Raw genomic sequence first — 14,448 nt, forward strand, 5'->3', positions numbered from 1 at the left:
CCGCGACATGCTGGCCCGCTTCAACCGGAAAACAAAGCGCGCATCAAAGACACTCGAAATGCTCCAGATCACACTCGACATCTTCCTCGCAAGAAAACGCCTCGCGAGTCCAACATGAACACTCCCCTCAAGGGGGGGAGATCGGCAAGGGGCGGGAACATTGCCCAAATAACACCGTCGATGATGAGCGAAACGGTGCTCCATCCGATCTCCCCCCTTGAGGGGGAGATGCCCGGCAGGGCAGAGGGGGGTAACCTGGGCTCCAACCCAACCTTACCGCCGCAAACTCCCCAAAATCCCGCGCACCAGCGCCCGTCCAAGCGACGACGCCACAGTACGCGCGACGGACTTCATCGCCGCCTCCGCCACCGTCTCGCGCTGGTAGCCGGTGCGGCCCTTTGGCTGCTTCGGCGCGGACTGCGCCGCCGGTTCCTCGTCGCCGAAGCCGGGCAATGTCCAGCGGCTGCCGCCGGCGGGTTTTTCCTCGGGCTGGGCGTCCGCCTGTTCCTGTGCGGCAGCCGAATCGGCCGCCTTCTTGGCGCGGGCCATCAGGATTTCGTAGGCCGATTCGCGGTCGAAATCCTCGTCATAGAGGCCGGCGACGGGGCTGACCTTCATGATGTCCTGCCGCTCGGCCTCCGTCACCGGGCCAAGGCGCGAGGCCGGCGGGCGGATGAGCGTGCGCTCGACCATCGAGGGCGCGCCCTTGCCTTCGAGCGTCGAGACCAGCGCCTCGCCGGTGCCGAGATTGGTGATGACCTCGGCGCAGTTGAAATCGGGGTTCGGACGGAAGGTGTAGGCGGCGGTCTTCACTGCCTTCTGCTCGCGCGGCGTATAGGCGCGCAGCGCGTGCTGCACGCGGTTGCCGAGCTGGGCGAGCACCGTTTCCGGCACATCGAGCGGGTTCTGCGTGACGAAATAGACGCCCACGCCCTTGGAGCGGATGAGGCGCACGACCTGCTCGACACGCTCGGTCAGCACCTTCGGCGCATCGTTGAACAGCAGGTGCGCCTCGTCGAAGAAGAAGACGAGCTTGGGCTTGTCCGGATCGCCCACTTCCGGCAGCACCTCGAAGAGCTCCGACAGCATCCAGAGCAGGAAGGTGCCGTAGAGGCGCGGGTTCATCATCAGCTTGTCGGCGGCCAGCACCGAGATCGCGCCGCGCCCGTCATTGGTGGTGCGCATGATGTCGGAAATCTTCAGCGCCGGCTCGCCGAAGAACTGTTCGGCGCCCTGCTGCTCTAGGATCAGCAATTCGCGCTGGATCGAGCCGACGGAGGCCTTGGAGATGAAGCCGAACTGGTTGGAGAGCGTTGAGGCATTTTCGCCCATATAGTTGAGCAGCGCCTGGAAATCCTTGAGGTCGAGCAGCGGCAGGCCGCCCTGGTCGGCGATCTTGAAGGCGATGTTGATGACGCCTTCCTGCGCATCCGTGGCGTTCATCAGGCGCGAGAGCAAAAGCGGTCCCATCTCGGAGATGGTCGTGCGCACGCGGTGGCCCTTCTCGCCGTAGAGATCCCAGAAGATCACCGGGAATTCCTGGAACTCGTAAGGTGTCAGCCCGATCTGGTCGGCGCGCTTCTGGAGAAAATCCTTGGGCTCGCCGATCGCGCCGATGCCGGAAAGGTCACCCTTCACGTCGGCGCAGAACACCGGCACGCCGGCATTGGAAAAGCCTTCCGCGAGGATCTGCAAGGTCACCGTCTTGCCGGTGCCGGTGGCGCCCGTCACGAGGCCGTGGCGGTTGCCGAACTTCAGGTCAAGATATTCCGGCTTGTTGTTCGTATCGTCCGGCTTGCGGCTGGTGCCGATATAGAGCTTTCCGTCCTGAAGAATCGATTCCGTCACGTTGAAACTCCCTGAAGCCGTTCGACCCGGGTGGGGGCGGATTACCGCGCCATCCCAAGTTTTCATTGAATCGTCTCAGGCAGGTTATAAGGATAGTCCGGCACGGGAACAACACGCTTTCAAAGGGCTCCCCGCCTTGCCGTTGAAGGCCCGCGCGCCCGGCTTGAGTTTGCCGGAGAATTCATTTACCTTGACGTCAACGTCAATTCCCTCGGAGGGTTTTCCATGAACGAACTCGTCACCCGCGTTGCCGATGCCGTCGGCATCGATGCGGCTCTCGCTGAAAAGGCCATCGGCATGATGCTTGGCTTCCTGCAGCGCGAAGCGGCCGACGGCCCGGTCGCCCGCATGATCGAAAGCATTCCCGGCGCCTCCGAGCTCGTCGCCCAGTATAATGGCGAAGGCACCGGCGGCGGTGGCCTGCTCGGCGGGCTGATGAGCGCGATCGGCGGCGGCGGCGTCATGGGCCTCGGCCAGCAGCTGATGAGCGAAGGCCTGGGCATGGGCGAAATCACCGGCCTTGCCAAGGAAACCATGGCCGTTGCCCGCGAGCACGCCGGCGCCGACGTGGTCGACGAAGTCGTCGCCTCCGTGCCGGGCCTCAGCCAGTTCGTCTAAGAATTTCTAGAGCGAACGCCGCCGCGCGAACATCAGCGCGGCGGTGAACACCACGAGGATGAGGCCGACCGAGAGCGGTCCGGCCTTCGGGCCGCCGGCCTCCATGATCGCGCCGGTCATGCTCGATCCGGCACCGCTGCCGGCCGCATAGGCGAGCGCAAAGGCCGCACTTCCCGCCACCAGCATCGCGCCATTGTAGCGCTCCCCGAGCATGGTGAGCGCGCAGGTATAGAGCGAGAAGGCCGCCGTTCCCATCAGCGCGAAGACCGACAGGATAGCGAGTTCCGATTCCATCGACGGCAGGATGAGATAGCTCCCCGCCGCCACGCTGACGGCGACCATGGCGACACGCTCGCGCGGCAGGCGATCGAGCAGCATGCCGATGAAGGGCTGGGCGATCGCCGTCGGCAGCGCCAGCACGGTCACGCTGATCGCGGCAAACGCTTCCGTGTGCCCCATCTTCACGAAATAGACCGGCATGGCGGAGATCGCCGCGATATCGGCAAAGCCGAAGACGAAGACCATGCCGACCAGCAGCGGTGCGGCCCGGAAGAAGCGGAAGACGTCGCCGGTCGATGACGGCTCCGGCACCGTGCGGGTGGAGAACATCAGCATGGCGGTGGCGAAGGCGACGATCGCCAGATAGACGGCCGTCAGCGCGAAGCCGAAGCCGCCCTCGCTGCCGAGCAGCGGAATGGCAAGCGGCCCTGCGGCAAAACCGGCGCACATGCCGGCGCCATAGATGCCGGAGACGCGGCCGCGCAGCCGGTCCGGGCAGGCGGCGTTCAGCCACGCCTCGCCGAGCATGAAGATGAGGCTCGCGAAGAAGCCGAGCAGGAAGCGCGCGACGAACCACACCGCAAAGGAATCGAAGGCGGCAAAGGTTGCGAGGCAGAACGAGCAGCCGATAAGGCTTGCGACGATCAGCCGGTCGGCCCGCCAGCGCGCGGTGAGGCTGCCGAGCAGCAGCGTCGAGGCGGCGAGGCCGCCGGCAAAGGCGAGCGCATTGACACCGATCAGCGCCGGCGAAAAGCCGCGCGCCTCCAGCGTCAGCGAGATCAGTGGATAGGTGAGCCCCTGCGCCACGGAAAAGGCGGTGACGCCGAGAATGACGGCGGCAATGGCCGGCCAATCCGGCGCGAAGACGGTGGGGGACGAGGACGACATGGAGGGCTCCCTGCGCCACATTTCGGCGCGCACTCTCCATATCGGATCGGACCCCTGATTGGGAAGGGGTGGCTCAGCCGATCACGCGCAGCAGCGCGCGCAGGATTTCGCCCATGCGGGCATGGATGATGCCGTTGCGCACATCCGCCGCGCGGTGCACCACGACGAGATCGAGCGCCGCGATGACGATGATATATTGCCCGCCGGCACCGCTGGCGTAGAAGATCGGGACGTCGATGCTGAGGCTGTCACCCAGCGCATTCGCCTCCGCCGTCCACCAGAGATAACCGTAGCCGCGCCCGCCGCCGAGGGCGCTCCACGCCGTGGTGCTGTCCTCTACCCATTGTTCGGGCACGATCCGGCGCTGTTCCCAGAGGCCGCGCTTGAGGAAGAGGTGGCCGATGCGGGCAAGGTCGCGGTCCGACAGGCGCATCTTGTAGACCGGATGAAGCGATTCCGGGCCGGGAACATCGAAAATGTCCTCCGCCGCAAAATCCTGCATCTCCAGCGGTTCAGCGACGAGTTTTTGGAAGGCCTCGGCAAGCGTGCGGCCGGTCTCCTGCCGGTAGATCGTGCCGAGCACGTTGAAATCCCAGTTGTTGTAGTACCAGAACGTGCCGGGTGGGTGGCTGCCGCGCGCGGGCCTTCCCGGCTCCATGCCGTAGACGCAAGGGTGGTAGATGCCGGAGCGAGATTTCAGCAGGTCCGCGATTGTCGCCTGTTTCTCCTCCGGCGTCAGCGGCGAGAGGTCGTCGATGCCGAGGTCTTCGAGCGTGGCATCGAGGTCGATTTCGCCCGCTTCGATGGCGATGCCGTATAGGATGCCGATCAGCGATTTGCGGACCGAAGCGACGCTGGAGCGGTGGGCATGATGGCCGCGCTCGAAGACCACGCGGCCATTGCGGACGGCAAGCAGCGCCGTCGAGCCGCCCGCGGCGAGCAGGGCATCGAGATCGTCCAACAGGGCCTCCTCGCGGGTGGAGAATCGGAGGCCAAGTCTGGCATTTCCGGGCATGAAAATCTCCCGCGGCCTGAACCGCGGGAGAGGGTTTTGGGCGATCAGGCCGCCTGGTCCCAGGCAGGCGCAAGGCCATCCGGGCTGACGATGCGGCCGTCCGGGCGGGCGAGCCCGTGGATGCGCGCCATCTCGTCGGGCGTCAGCGCGAAGTCGAAGATCGCGAGGTTCTCGGCAAGCCGGCCTTCCGTCGCGGTCTTGGTCAGTGCCACGACATCAGGCTGCTGGATCAGCCAGCGCAGCACGACCTGCGCCGCCGATTTGTGATGCGCCGCGCCGATCTCCTTCAGCACCGCCTCCTTCGGCACCTTGCCGTCCGCCATGGCGTAATAGGCGGTCAGCGCCATGCTGTTGGTCGCGGCCGCCTCCAGCACCTTCGTCTGGTCGAGATAAGGATGGTACTCGACCTGATTGGTGGCGAGCGGTGCGGCACTGAGGCGAACGGCATCGGCCATCAGCGTGCTGTTGAAGTTGCTGACGCCGATATGTTTCGCCAGGCCACGTTCGCGCACGGCATTCAGTTCGCCGATCTGGTCTGCGAGCGGCACGGCATCGTTCGGCCAGTGCAGCAGCAGGAGGTCGACATGGTCGGTCCTGAGCTTGGCGAGGCTTTCCTCAACGGAGGCGGCGAACTTGTCCTTGCCGTAATTCGCCACCCAGACCTTGGTGGTGAGGAAGATTTCGGAGCGGGCGACGCCGGATGTCTGGATGGCCTCGCCGACGGCCGCCTCGTTTTCATAGATCTGCGCGGTATCGACATGGCGGAAGCCGGTGGCGAGCGCCTTCGGCAGGATGGAGAGGACTTCGGCTTCCGGCATGCGGAAGGTGCCGAAGCCGAGCTGGGGAATATTTGCGCCATGGGCGTTGACGGTTTTCATGGAGATTTCCTTTCGAGTGGGCAAAAATTTCAGGCCGGCTGGCAGGCGGCGTCGGGTTGGCGGCTTTCGCGCCGGTCGAGTGCGCCGCTGGCAAGCGTCAGGCCGAGAGCGGCGGCGACCAGGATGGCGCCGACCCAGGGCGTGGCGCCGAGGCCGAGCGACGAGGCGACGACCAGCCCGCCGATCCAGGCACCGGCGGCGATGCCGAGGTTGAAGGCGGCGATGTTGAGCGCCGAGGCGACGTCGACGGCGGCCGGGCGGTGACGCTTGGCGATATCGACCACGTAGAGCTGGAGGCCCGGCACGGTGGCGAAGGACAGGAAGCCGAGCGCGGCAAGCGTGACCAGCGCCAGCACCGGCGAGGGCGCGGTGAAGGTGAGCGCTACCAGCACGATGGCCTGGGCCACGAAGAGCACGGCGAGCGCCTTCACCGGATCACGGTCCGCCACCTTGCCGCCGACGATATTGCCGAAGGCGATGGCCGCGCCATAGAGCACGAGCACGAGGCTGACCGTGTTGGCGCTGAAGCCTGTGATGTCCTGAAGCAGCGGCGAGAGGAAGGTGAAGGTGACGAAGGTGCCGCCATAACCGAGCGCCGTCATGGCGAAGACGATGAGCAGGCGGCCGGAGCCGAGCACCCGCACCTGTTCCAGAAGGCCCGCCGGCTTTTCCCGGCGAAGGTTCGAGGGCAGCAGCAGCGCGATGGCGGCAAAGGCGACGAGGCCAAGGGCGGCAACGGCCCAGAAGGTGGCGCGCCAGCCAAAAGTCTGGCCGATGAAGGTGCCGAGCGGCACGCCGGTGACGATGGCGACGGTCAGGCCCATGAACATCATGGCGATGGCGGAAGCCCGGCGGTCCGGCGCGACGAGATCGGCGGCAATGGTGGCGCCGACGGAGAAGAACACGCCGTGCGCGAAGGCGGAGAGCACGCGGCCGGCAAGCAGCATGCCGTAGCTCGGCGCGAGTGCTGCCAGCACGTTGCCGGCGATGAACAGGCCCATGAGGCCGATCAGCAGTGGCTTGCGGCCGAGTTTTCCGGTGAGCGCTGTCAGGATCGGTGCGCCAAAAGTGACGCCGAGCGCGTAGACGGAGACGATGAGGCCGGCGAGCGGCAGGGTGATGTCGAGGTCGGTCGCGACCGTCGGCAGGAGGCCGACGATGACGAATTCGGTGGTGCCGATCGCGTAGGCCGCGACGGTCAGGGCAAAGAGGGCGAGTGGCATGGCGGTTCCCTGCGCGCGGTCTTGGGTCCGCGCGGCTTGGCTGGGTTGCGATGTTGGTTCGGGGAGGAATATGGGGCAAAGCCACTTGCCCGTTAATGAGGCATAGTGGATAAGCATATGTGAATTGGATTCAAAGGCGGGACATGGACAACCGGGCCGGCGAAATGGAGGTCTTCGTGCTGGCGGCGGAGCTGAAAAGCTTTTCCGCCGCGGGGCGAAAACTGCGCCTGTCGCCCTCGGCGATCAGCAAGCTCGTCACCCGAATCGAGGATCGGCTCGGCGCGCGCCTCATCGTGCGCACGACGCGGCGGCTGGAGCTGACGCCGGAAGGCGAGGTCTATCTCGGACGCGCACGCGCCATCCTCGCGGAGATCGCCGAGACGGAGCGCATCGTGGCGGAAGGGGCACGCGTGGTGCCGCGCGGCGCGCTGCGGGTGAATGCCTCGGTCGGCTTCGGTGAGCGTTACATCCTGCCGCTGGTGCCGGATTTCCTGGCGCTCTATCCGGAAATCGAGCTCGACCTGACGCTGACCGACGGCGTCATTGACGTGATCGGCGAACGCACCGACGTCGCCATCCGCTCCGGCCCGTTGCGCGATTCCTCGCTGAAGGCGCGAAAACTGCTGGAAAGCGGCAAGGCCGTCATCGCCGCCCCGGCGTACCTCGAAAAGTATGGCACGCCGCAGCACCCCGCCGATCTCGCGTCCCACAATTGCCTGCGCTTCAACTTCCGCCGCAGCATGGACGACTGGCCCTTCCTGTCGGCGGATGGCCAGACCGTGGAGGCCTACGACATTACCGGCAACATGCTGGTCTCCAGCGGCGCCATCCAGCGCGAGCTCTGCCTCGACGGCGTCGGTCTCGCCCGCATCGGCCGCTTCCATATCGAGCCGGATATCGTGTCCGGCCGTCTGGTGCCGGTGCTCGAAGCTTTCAACCCCGGCGACATCGAGGTCGTCCACGCCGTCTTCGCCGGCCACGAGCACCTCGCGGCGCGCATAAGGGCGTTCATCGATTTTCTGGTGGAGAAGATTTGAGGGGGCAGCGCCGTCGCACCCCCCTCTGCCCTGCCGGGCATCTCCCCCTCAAGGGGGGAGATTGGCAAGAGGCAAGCACATTGCACACCTTGCAACGTCACTGATGAGCGAAACGATGCTCCATCCGATCTCCCCCCTTGAGGGGGAGATGCCCGGCAGGGCAGAGGGGGGTGTTTCTGGCGCAGACGCCAGACGGTTACTTCTTCACCGCCACAATAAAAAGCCGCGGAAACCGCAACAGTCGCCGGCCGTCTGCCATTGGCGCATAGGCCTTGGCGATGCGACCCTCGTAGTCGGCGAGGAAGCCGTTGCGCTCCTCGGCGGGGATGTAGTCGAGATAGGGGCGCAGGCCCGTGCTCTTGACCCATTCGACGATCGCGCCCGCATCCGCCATCGGGTGGTTGTAGGCAGTGTGCCAGACGTCGACGCGGGCCGCCTTGGGGCCGAGCGCATCCATATAGGCGGCGGGGGCGGGGAGCGGGTTTCGCCGTGGCGTGCCGCCGGCGAAATGGCTGCGCCAGGGGTCGGAAAACGCACTTTCCTCCATCAGCATATGCGACGGTTCGGAAAGATTGTCCGGCATCTGCACGGCGAGCACGCCGCCGGGGCGCAGCCCGTCCATCAGGGTCGTCAGGACCGCCACATGATCGGGCAGCCACTGGAACACGGCATTGGCGAAGAGCAGGGCGGCCGGTTCGGGCGGCCGCCATTTCGCGAGGTCGCATTCGACGAAATCGACGCCCGGCAACCGCTCGCGCGCCGCCCGCAACATGTCCGCCGCATTGTCGACGCCGCGCACGCCGCGGCCGCGAAAGCGCTCCACCAGCAGCTCCGTCGAATTGCCAGGGCCGCAGCCGAGGTCGTAGACCGTGCCGGCGACGAGATCGGCCGGCACCTGGTTGAGGAGGTCGCGGGCGGGCCGCGTGCGTTCGTCTTCGAATTTCAGGTATTGTGCCGCGGACCAGGCCATTCAGAGACTTTCGAGCGAGCGCAGGATCAGCGCCGGGCCGAGGTCGAAATACTCGTCCGGCATGTCGTTGCGGTTGATCCAGACGGTGCGGAAGCCGAATTTCGTGGCGCCGGCAATGTCCCAGCGGTTGGAGGACTGGAAGGAGACGGCATCCGGATAGAGCCGGTAATTCGTCGTCACGAGATCGTAGACGGCGGGCGCCGTCTTGTAGGTCTTCAGCGCGTCGACGGAAAAGATGTCGTCGATGACGGTGTCGAGCGCGGCATTCTTCACCGCGGAGGCCAGCATGGCGGGCGAACCGTTGGAGAGGATGGCGATATGCGCGCCGCGGCTTTTCAGCGCCTTCAGCACGGCCGGCACTTCCGGGTAGCAGTCGAGTTTCCAGTAGGCATCGAGCAGCTTCTGACGCAGCGCCGGATCGACGCCGCCGATGCGCTTGAACGTGAAGTCGAGTGCCTGTTCGGTGAGCTGCCAGAAATCGGCGTAAGAGCCCATCAGCGCCCGCGTCCAGGAATATTCGAGCTGCTTGGCGCGCCAGACCTCGGAAAAGCTCTGGTAGTTCGGCCCCACATCGCCCGCATGGCGGCGCACCGCCGCATGCACGTCGAACAACGTGCCATAGGCGTCGAAGACATAGGCGGCATGGGCCATGGGCGGCGATTCCTTGTCAGCATTCTCACCGGCGATTGGCTGTCATCCGCTGGTGAATGTCAATTGTGCAGCTTGCCCCTCATCCGCCTGCCGGCACCTTCTCCCCGCAAGCGGGGCGAAGGGAAGGATGCGCCGTTTTCCCCAAACGGCAAGCGCCAGACTTGGGGAGAAGCCTATCCACATGTCCCTTCGCCCCGCTTGCGGGGAGAAGGTCGCGGCAGCGGGATGAGGGGCTTTGCGAGGCCCGGCCGCACAATCCCTCAAAACCGCGTAATCACGCTGATCCCCAGATCCGTCGCCTTGTCCATCGCCATCAGCGCCGGCACCGCTTCGTCGAGGTTGATATGGCGGCCGATGAGTTTTTGCGGGGCGAGCTTGCCGCCGGCGATCATCGCCAGCATGGCGTCGTAGCGCCAGGCCTGCATGCCGTGGCTGCCGTAGATCTCCAGCTCGTGGCCGATGACCTGCGCCATCGGGATCTGCGGCGTCGCATGGTCGGCCAGCATCAGGCCGACCTGCACATGCCGCCCGCGCCGGCGCAGGTTCTTGATCGAATTGAAGCAGGTAACGGGCGAGCCCAGCGCATCGACCGAGGCATGTGCACCCCCGCCGGTGATCTCGCGCACCGCCTCCGCCACGTCGGCGACGTCACGCGCATTGACGGTCGCGACGGCGCCCATCTGGCGCGCGAATGCCAGCTTCTCGTCGGAAATGTCGATGGCGATGGGGTTGGCGCCGAGGGCTGCGGCAATCATGATCGCCGAGAGCCCCACGCCGCCGCAGCCATGCACCGCCACCCATTCGCCGCCCGTCACCCGCGCCTGGTCGACGATGGCGCGAAACGAGGTGGCGAAGCGGCAGCCGAGGCTTGCGGCCGTCGCATAGTCGATGGTTTCGGGCAGGTGCACGAGATTGTGGTCGGCATAGTCGATCGCGACATATTCGGCAAAGGAGCCCCAATGGGTGAAGCCCGGCTGGAATTGCTCCTCGCAGATCTGCTGGTTGCCCGAGCGGCACTCGCCGCAATGCCCGCAGCCGGAAACGAAGGGCACCGTGACCCGCTCGCCCGCGCGAAACCGGCTGACCGCGCTCCCCTTCGCCACCACGCGGCCCGCAAGCTCGTGGCCCGGCACATGCGGCAGGCGGATATCCGGATCGTGCCCCATCCAGCCATGCCAGTCGCTGCGGCAAAGCCCGGTCGCCTCCACCTGGATCACCACGCCGCCCGGAGTCGGCGTCGGATCCGGCAGGGTGCGGATCTCCGGTGTCGCCTCGAAGGCCTCGTAATACATCGCGCGCATGTCTGTTCTCCCTTTATGTTTGTATCGCACGCGTCCCGCGGGCTCTCAACCGGGTGACCCATGACAAGCCCTGATACATTCATTCAACATCTTGAATGGACAAGTGCCGCGCGCTGTCGGAAGGCATTTGCGACTTGACCGGCCCGCCCGGTCGGGCCTTGATGGGCGAAAAGGAGTAGAAAAATGCCAGTCGATACCGCACCCCGCTCGACGACCTGGACCTTCGTGGATGGCGAATGGATTTCGGGCAACCCGCCGCTCATCGGCCCCACCTCGCATGCCATGTGGCTCGGCTCGACCGTCTTCGACGGCGCGCGCTGGTTCGACGACATCGCGCCGGACCTTGATCTCCATTGCCAGCGCGTCAACCGCTCCGCCGAAGCGCTCGGCCTCAGGGCCGCCGTCGGCGCCGATGAGATCGAGGCGCTCGCCTGGGAGGGCGTGCAAAAATTCGACGGCAAGACGGCGATCTACATCAAGCCGATGTACTGGGCCGAGCACGGCTCCCCGACCAGCGTCGTGGCGCCGGATCCGGACTCGACCCGCTTCGCGCTCTGCCTGTTCGAAGCCTCGATGGGCGACCCGAAGGCGGCGTCCTCGCTCACGCTCTCGCCCTTCCGCCGCCCGACGGTCGAATGCATGCCGACGGATGCCAAGGCCGGCTGCCTCTATCCCAACAATGCCCGCATGCTGGTGGAGGCCCGCAAGCGCGGCTTCGACAATGCGCTGGTGCGCGACATGCTGGGCAATGTCGCCGAAACCGCCTCGTCCAACATCTTCATGGTGCGCGACGGCGTCGTCTTCACGCCGGCCGCCAACCGCACCTTCCTTGCCGGCATCACGCGCAGCCGCGTCATTGGCCTCCTGAAGGACGCAGGCTTCGAGGTGGTGGAAACCACGCTGACGCTCGCGGACTTCGAGACGGCCGACGAGATCTTCACCTCCGGCAACTATTCCAAGGTGGTGCCGGTGACGCGGCTCGACGACCGCAATCTCCAGCCCGGCCCGATCACCGCCAAGGCCCGCGACCTCTATTTCGACTGGGCGCATTCGAACGGCGACGCATAATGGAGTGAAGGGACAGGCTATTCCTGTCCCGTCTCGTCCACGGTCTTGTTGTCGCCCGTCGCCGCGCGTTCCGCCGCGGCGGCCTCGCGCTCGCTCTCGCGCACCACGTGCAGGAACTCGGCGGCGATGGCGGGTGTCACCTGCACCGTCTTCTTCTGCTTGTCATAGACGCAGACATAGGTGACCTGGCTCTTCGATTCCGGCGACAGGCCCTCGATCGCGGCGATGCCGAAGGATTCGGTGCCCGTCGGCTCGACGAAGACCGTCGGCGTGCCGAGCGCTTCCGGCAGGCTCGCCACGCAGCTCTTCTCCACATCGGCGCGGAATTCCTCCCAGGCATCCGGGGACGAGGCGTGGGCGGCGGACGCGGCGAGCGAGAGGACGAGGGCGGTAAGCGGAAGGACGCGCATGGGATGCTCCGGATTGGTGGGTGTCGGACAAAATGTCCCGAATCGGTTTTCGTTCCGCTTCGTCATTGATCTGACACGGAAAACCGGAAGGATTTTGTCCGATGTCAGGAAAATTTGGAACTTGGGCGGTTGCCTCTGCCGATTGCCGCTCCTATGTTCCGCTCACGGATTTCATTGAAAAAAATTTCCGTCGCCAGAGCAGTTCCAGCAAAAGTGCGGAACGCGGTTTTGCGTTCGGAATTGCGTCTAAACAAAGAGGAGACACCACGATGGCTTTCGAACTTCCGCCGCTTCCCTATGATTACGATGCGCTTGCGCCCTTCATGTCGCGCGAGACGCTCGAATATCACCATGACAAGCACCACAAGGCCTATGTCGACAACGGCAACAAGCTGGCGGAGGAAGCGGGCCTCGCGGACCTCTCCCTCGAAGAGATCGTCAAGAAGTCCTACGGCACCAACCAGGGCCTCTTCAACAATGCCGGCCAGCACTACAACCACGTCCATTTCTGGAAGTGGCTGAAGAAGGGCGGCGGCGGCAAGAGCCTGCCGGGCGCGCTGCAGACCGCGATCGACACCGATCTTGGCGGCTATGACAAGTTCAAGGCCGATTTCATCGCCGCCGGCACCACGCAATTCGGCTCCGGCTGGGCCTGGCTCTCCGTCAAGGACGGCAAGCTCGCCATCTCCAAGACCCCGAACGGCGAAAACCCGCTGGTTCACGGCGCAGAGCCGATCCTCGGCGTCGATGTCTGGGAACACTCCTATTACATCGACTACCGCAACGCCCGCCCGAAATACCTCGAAGCCTTCGTCGACAGCCTGATCAACTGGGACTACGTCCTGGAGCGCTACGAAGCCGCGACGAAGTAAGCCGCTTCGGCTTTTTCGAGTTTGTGGAAACCCCGGTCGGAAGCGGCCGGGGTTTTTCTTTGGAAGGCAATGTGCTAGCTTGTACACAACCAAGCACAGGTGATTACATGAGTAGCACGACGATGACGATCCGCGTCAGCGCGGACCTCAAGGAAAAGCTCGACAGGTTGGCGAAGGATACACGGCGCAGCCGATCCTTCCTCGCGGCCGAGGCGGTCTCCGCCTATGTTGCCCGCGAGCTTGCGATTGTCGATGGCGTCAATCAAGGCCTGGAGGACGTGCGCAGCGGGCGGACGGTTTCGCATGAAGACGCCATGTCCGATCTCAATTCCATCATCGATGCAGCTGAGCGCGATCGCCCGTGAAACGACCCGTTCGTTGGTCGCATTCCGCCATTGAAGACCTCAAGGAGCAGGTTCGCCATATCGCCCGGGATGATCCTGCAGCAGCCCGCGCCGTCGCAGGCCGGATCGACTCGGCCGCCATTCTCCTGGGGGAGCGGCCGATCGGGCGGCTCGGCCGGGTTGGCGGGACATATGAGAAGTCGGTGAGCGGGCTTCCCTATGTCATCGCCTATTGTATCGAGGTTGTGGATGGACGCGAGGCGCTCTTCATCCTTCGCGTCATTCACACGGCGCGTGATTGGCCTGCCGAAAAGTGGCCGGAATAGCCCCTTACCCCACCCCCCGCTGGTTCTCTGCCCAGCCTGAAATCCACGCCTGCCTCAGCCTGTCGCCCTCGCCGGGGAAATGCGCGCCCGTTGCCTCGCAGGCTTCCACGCGGTCGGCGCGGAAGTTGCGGATGGCTTTGCGCAATTCGCACCAGGCGACGATGTTGGCCGTCTCGGAATAGTAGATGAGCGCGATGGGGCGGATCGTGCGTTCGGTGGCGCGGGCATATTCGTCGCGATAGTCGATCACCAGCTTTTCCTCGTCGCGGATGGCGCGGCGCACGGTGGCGAGGTCGATGCCCTCCGGCTGGGGCCGCGTCGTGCCCCAGGCGTGCAGCGCGCGGGCCGAAAGCGTCTGGCGCAGCGGCGGCGGCACGGCACCGGCGATCTTGTCGCCGACGCGGCGGGCGGCGGCGCGCAGCTCCGTATCGCCGGTACGCTCCAGCAGTGCCAGCGCCAGCACCACCGCCTCCGTCTCCTCGATGGAGAACATCAGCGGCGGCAGGTCGAAGCCGGGGCGCAGGATATAGCCGATGCCGCGCTCGCCCTCGACCGGCACGCGCATGGCCTGAAGGGCGGCGATATCGCGGTAGATCGAGCGCACCGTCACCTCCAGCCGCTCGGCGATCTCGGCTCCGGTAACGGGCTTGCGGGCAAGCCGCAGGATCTGGATGATCTCGAAGAGCCGCGAGGCCTTGCGCATGGTCGTCTCCATTACAA

Annotated in this window: 16 protein-coding genes; 6 read left to right on the forward strand and 10 right to left on the reverse strand. The window is 65.3% G+C overall.

What is annotated here, in order from left to right; genetic code table 11:
• Nucleotides 1-273: 273 nt before the first annotated feature.
• Entirely contained in the window at nucleotides 274-1,836 is a 1,563-nt protein-coding gene (locus GB927_RS29395; protein ID WP_256120909.1) for a helicase HerA-like C-terminal domain-containing protein, read from the reverse strand.
• A gap of 237 nt (nucleotides 1,837-2,073) precedes the next feature.
• Between GB927_RS29395 and GB927_RS29400 the strand changes: the two genes are divergently transcribed.
• Nucleotides 2,074-2,466, forward strand: coding sequence for a hypothetical protein (locus GB927_RS29400; protein WP_256120779.1), 393 nt, complete (start codon nucleotides 2,074-2,076; stop codon nucleotides 2,464-2,466).
• Between the two features lie 6 nt (nucleotides 2,467-2,472).
• On the opposite strand, the gene GB927_RS29405 is transcribed toward GB927_RS29400, so the two are convergent.
• The 4 genes from GB927_RS29405 to GB927_RS29420 all read right to left on the reverse strand — a co-directional run bounded on the left by GB927_RS29405 (nucleotide 2,473) and on the right by GB927_RS29420 (nucleotide 6,749).
• A complete protein-coding gene (locus GB927_RS29405) occupies nucleotides 2,473-3,633 on the reverse strand; it encodes an MFS transporter (RefSeq protein ID WP_256120780.1) in 1,161 nt (386 codons plus the stop codon).
• A 73-nt stretch (nucleotides 3,634-3,706) separates the two neighbouring features.
• On the reverse strand, nucleotides 3,707-4,594 hold the full coding sequence (locus tag GB927_RS29410) for a serine hydrolase domain-containing protein (RefSeq protein ID WP_256120781.1): 888 nt from the start codon (nucleotides 4,592-4,594) through the stop codon (nucleotides 3,707-3,709).
• Between the two features lie 98 nt (nucleotides 4,595-4,692).
• Nucleotides 4,693-5,526 (reverse strand): aldo/keto reductase, encoded by an 834-nt coding sequence (locus GB927_RS29415; protein ID WP_256120782.1) that lies wholly within the window; start codon nucleotides 5,524-5,526, stop codon nucleotides 4,693-4,695.
• A 29-nt stretch (nucleotides 5,527-5,555) separates the two neighbouring features.
• On the reverse strand, nucleotides 5,556-6,749 hold the full coding sequence (locus GB927_RS29420) for an MFS transporter (RefSeq protein WP_256120783.1): 1,194 nt from the start codon (nucleotides 6,747-6,749) through the stop codon (nucleotides 5,556-5,558).
• A gap of 143 nt (nucleotides 6,750-6,892) precedes the next feature.
• Here GB927_RS29420 and GB927_RS29425 point away from each other — a divergent pair, with 143 nt between their 5' ends.
• A complete protein-coding gene (locus tag GB927_RS29425) occupies nucleotides 6,893-7,786 on the forward strand; it encodes a LysR family transcriptional regulator (RefSeq protein ID WP_256120784.1) in 894 nt (297 codons plus the stop codon).
• Between the two features lie 196 nt (nucleotides 7,787-7,982).
• Here GB927_RS29425 and tam read toward each other — a convergent pair whose 3' ends face one another.
• From tam to GB927_RS29440, 3 genes are all read right to left on the reverse strand, one after another.
• On the reverse strand, nucleotides 7,983-8,756 hold the full coding sequence (tam, locus tag GB927_RS29430; protein ID WP_256120785.1) for a trans-aconitate 2-methyltransferase: 774 nt from the start codon (nucleotides 8,754-8,756) through the stop codon (nucleotides 7,983-7,985).
• Nucleotides 8,757-9,407 carry a haloacid dehalogenase type II gene (locus GB927_RS29435; protein ID WP_256120786.1) on the reverse strand — a complete coding sequence of 217 codons (651 nt, stop codon included), beginning with the start codon at nucleotides 9,405-9,407 and terminating at the stop codon, nucleotides 8,757-8,759.
• Nucleotides 9,408-9,667: 260 nt separating this feature from the next.
• Nucleotides 9,668-10,708 carry a zinc-dependent alcohol dehydrogenase family protein gene (locus tag GB927_RS29440; protein WP_256120787.1) on the reverse strand — a complete coding sequence of 347 codons (1,041 nt, stop codon included), beginning with the start codon at nucleotides 10,706-10,708 and terminating at the stop codon, nucleotides 9,668-9,670.
• 183 nt (nucleotides 10,709-10,891) lie between these two features.
• Between GB927_RS29440 and GB927_RS29445 the strand changes: the two genes are divergently transcribed.
• A complete protein-coding gene (locus GB927_RS29445; RefSeq protein ID WP_256120788.1) occupies nucleotides 10,892-11,776 on the forward strand; it encodes a branched-chain amino acid aminotransferase in 885 nt (294 codons plus the stop codon).
• 17 nt (nucleotides 11,777-11,793) lie between these two features.
• Here the strand turns inward: GB927_RS29445 and GB927_RS29450 are convergent, their stop codons facing one another.
• Nucleotides 11,794-12,186 (reverse strand): hypothetical protein, encoded by a 393-nt coding sequence (locus GB927_RS29450; RefSeq protein WP_256120789.1) that lies wholly within the window; start codon nucleotides 12,184-12,186, stop codon nucleotides 11,794-11,796.
• Between the two features lie 269 nt (nucleotides 12,187-12,455).
• Here GB927_RS29450 and GB927_RS29455 point away from each other — a divergent pair, with 269 nt between their 5' ends.
• The 3 genes from GB927_RS29455 to GB927_RS29465 all read left to right on the forward strand — a co-directional run bounded on the left by GB927_RS29455 (nucleotide 12,456) and on the right by GB927_RS29465 (nucleotide 13,728).
• Nucleotides 12,456-13,058: a superoxide dismutase gene (locus tag GB927_RS29455; RefSeq protein ID WP_256120790.1), complete on the forward strand. Its 603-nt coding sequence runs from the start codon at nucleotides 12,456-12,458 to the stop codon at nucleotides 13,056-13,058.
• Nucleotides 13,059-13,165: 107 nt separating this feature from the next.
• A complete protein-coding gene (locus GB927_RS29460) occupies nucleotides 13,166-13,423 on the forward strand; it encodes a CopG family ribbon-helix-helix protein (protein ID WP_256120791.1) in 258 nt (85 codons plus the stop codon).
• Nucleotides 13,420-13,728: a type II toxin-antitoxin system RelE/ParE family toxin gene (locus tag GB927_RS29465; protein WP_256120792.1), complete on the forward strand. Its 309-nt coding sequence runs from the start codon at nucleotides 13,420-13,422 to the stop codon at nucleotides 13,726-13,728. Before GB927_RS29460 ends, GB927_RS29465 begins: the two co-directional genes overlap by 4 nt.
• Nucleotides 13,729-13,732: 4 nt before the next feature.
• On the opposite strand, the gene GB927_RS29470 is transcribed toward GB927_RS29465, so the two are convergent.
• Complete coding sequence (locus GB927_RS29470; RefSeq protein WP_256120793.1) at nucleotides 13,733-14,431, reverse strand: helix-turn-helix transcriptional regulator; 699 nt, start codon at nucleotides 14,429-14,431, stop codon at nucleotides 13,733-13,735.
• Nucleotides 14,432-14,448 lie beyond the last annotated feature (17 nt).

Origin of the sequence: Shinella lacus (genome assembly GCF_010994755.1) — a bacterium.
Taxonomy (GTDB): domain Bacteria; phylum Pseudomonadota; class Alphaproteobacteria; order Rhizobiales; family Rhizobiaceae; genus Shinella; species Shinella lacus.

Coding starts and splice junctions, on each gene's coding strand:
- GB927_RS29405 (WP_256120780.1), bottom strand. CDS start 3,633: ATGTCGTCCTCGTCCCCCACCGTCTTCGCGCCGGATTGGCCGGCCATT.
- GB927_RS29415 (WP_256120782.1), bottom strand. CDS start 5,526: ATGAAAACCGTCAACGCCCATGGCGCAAATATTCCCCAGCTCGGCTTC.
- GB927_RS29425 (WP_256120784.1), top strand. CDS start 6,893: ATGGACAACCGGGCCGGCGAAATGGAGGTCTTCGTGCTGGCGGCGGAG.
- GB927_RS29460 (WP_256120791.1), top strand. CDS start 13,166: ATGAGTAGCACGACGATGACGATCCGCGTCAGCGCGGACCTCAAGGAA.
- GB927_RS29400 (WP_256120779.1), top strand. CDS start 2,074: ATGAACGAACTCGTCACCCGCGTTGCCGATGCCGTCGGCATCGATGCG.
- GB927_RS29450 (WP_256120789.1), bottom strand. CDS start 12,186: ATGCGCGTCCTTCCGCTTACCGCCCTCGTCCTCTCGCTCGCCGCGTCC.
- GB927_RS29440 (WP_256120787.1), bottom strand. CDS start 10,708: ATGCGCGCGATGTATTACGAGGCCTTCGAGGCGACACCGGAGATCCGC.
- tam (WP_256120785.1), bottom strand. CDS start 8,756: ATGGCCTGGTCCGCGGCACAATACCTGAAATTCGAAGACGAACGCACG.
- GB927_RS29445 (WP_256120788.1), top strand. CDS start 10,892: ATGCCAGTCGATACCGCACCCCGCTCGACGACCTGGACCTTCGTGGAT.
- GB927_RS29470 (WP_256120793.1), bottom strand. CDS start 14,431: ATGCGCAAGGCCTCGCGGCTCTTCGAGATCATCCAGATCCTGCGGCTT.
- GB927_RS29435 (WP_256120786.1), bottom strand. CDS start 9,407: ATGGCCCATGCCGCCTATGTCTTCGACGCCTATGGCACGTTGTTCGAC.
- GB927_RS29420 (WP_256120783.1), bottom strand. CDS start 6,749: ATGCCACTCGCCCTCTTTGCCCTGACCGTCGCGGCCTACGCGATCGGC.
- GB927_RS29455 (WP_256120790.1), top strand. CDS start 12,456: ATGGCTTTCGAACTTCCGCCGCTTCCCTATGATTACGATGCGCTTGCG.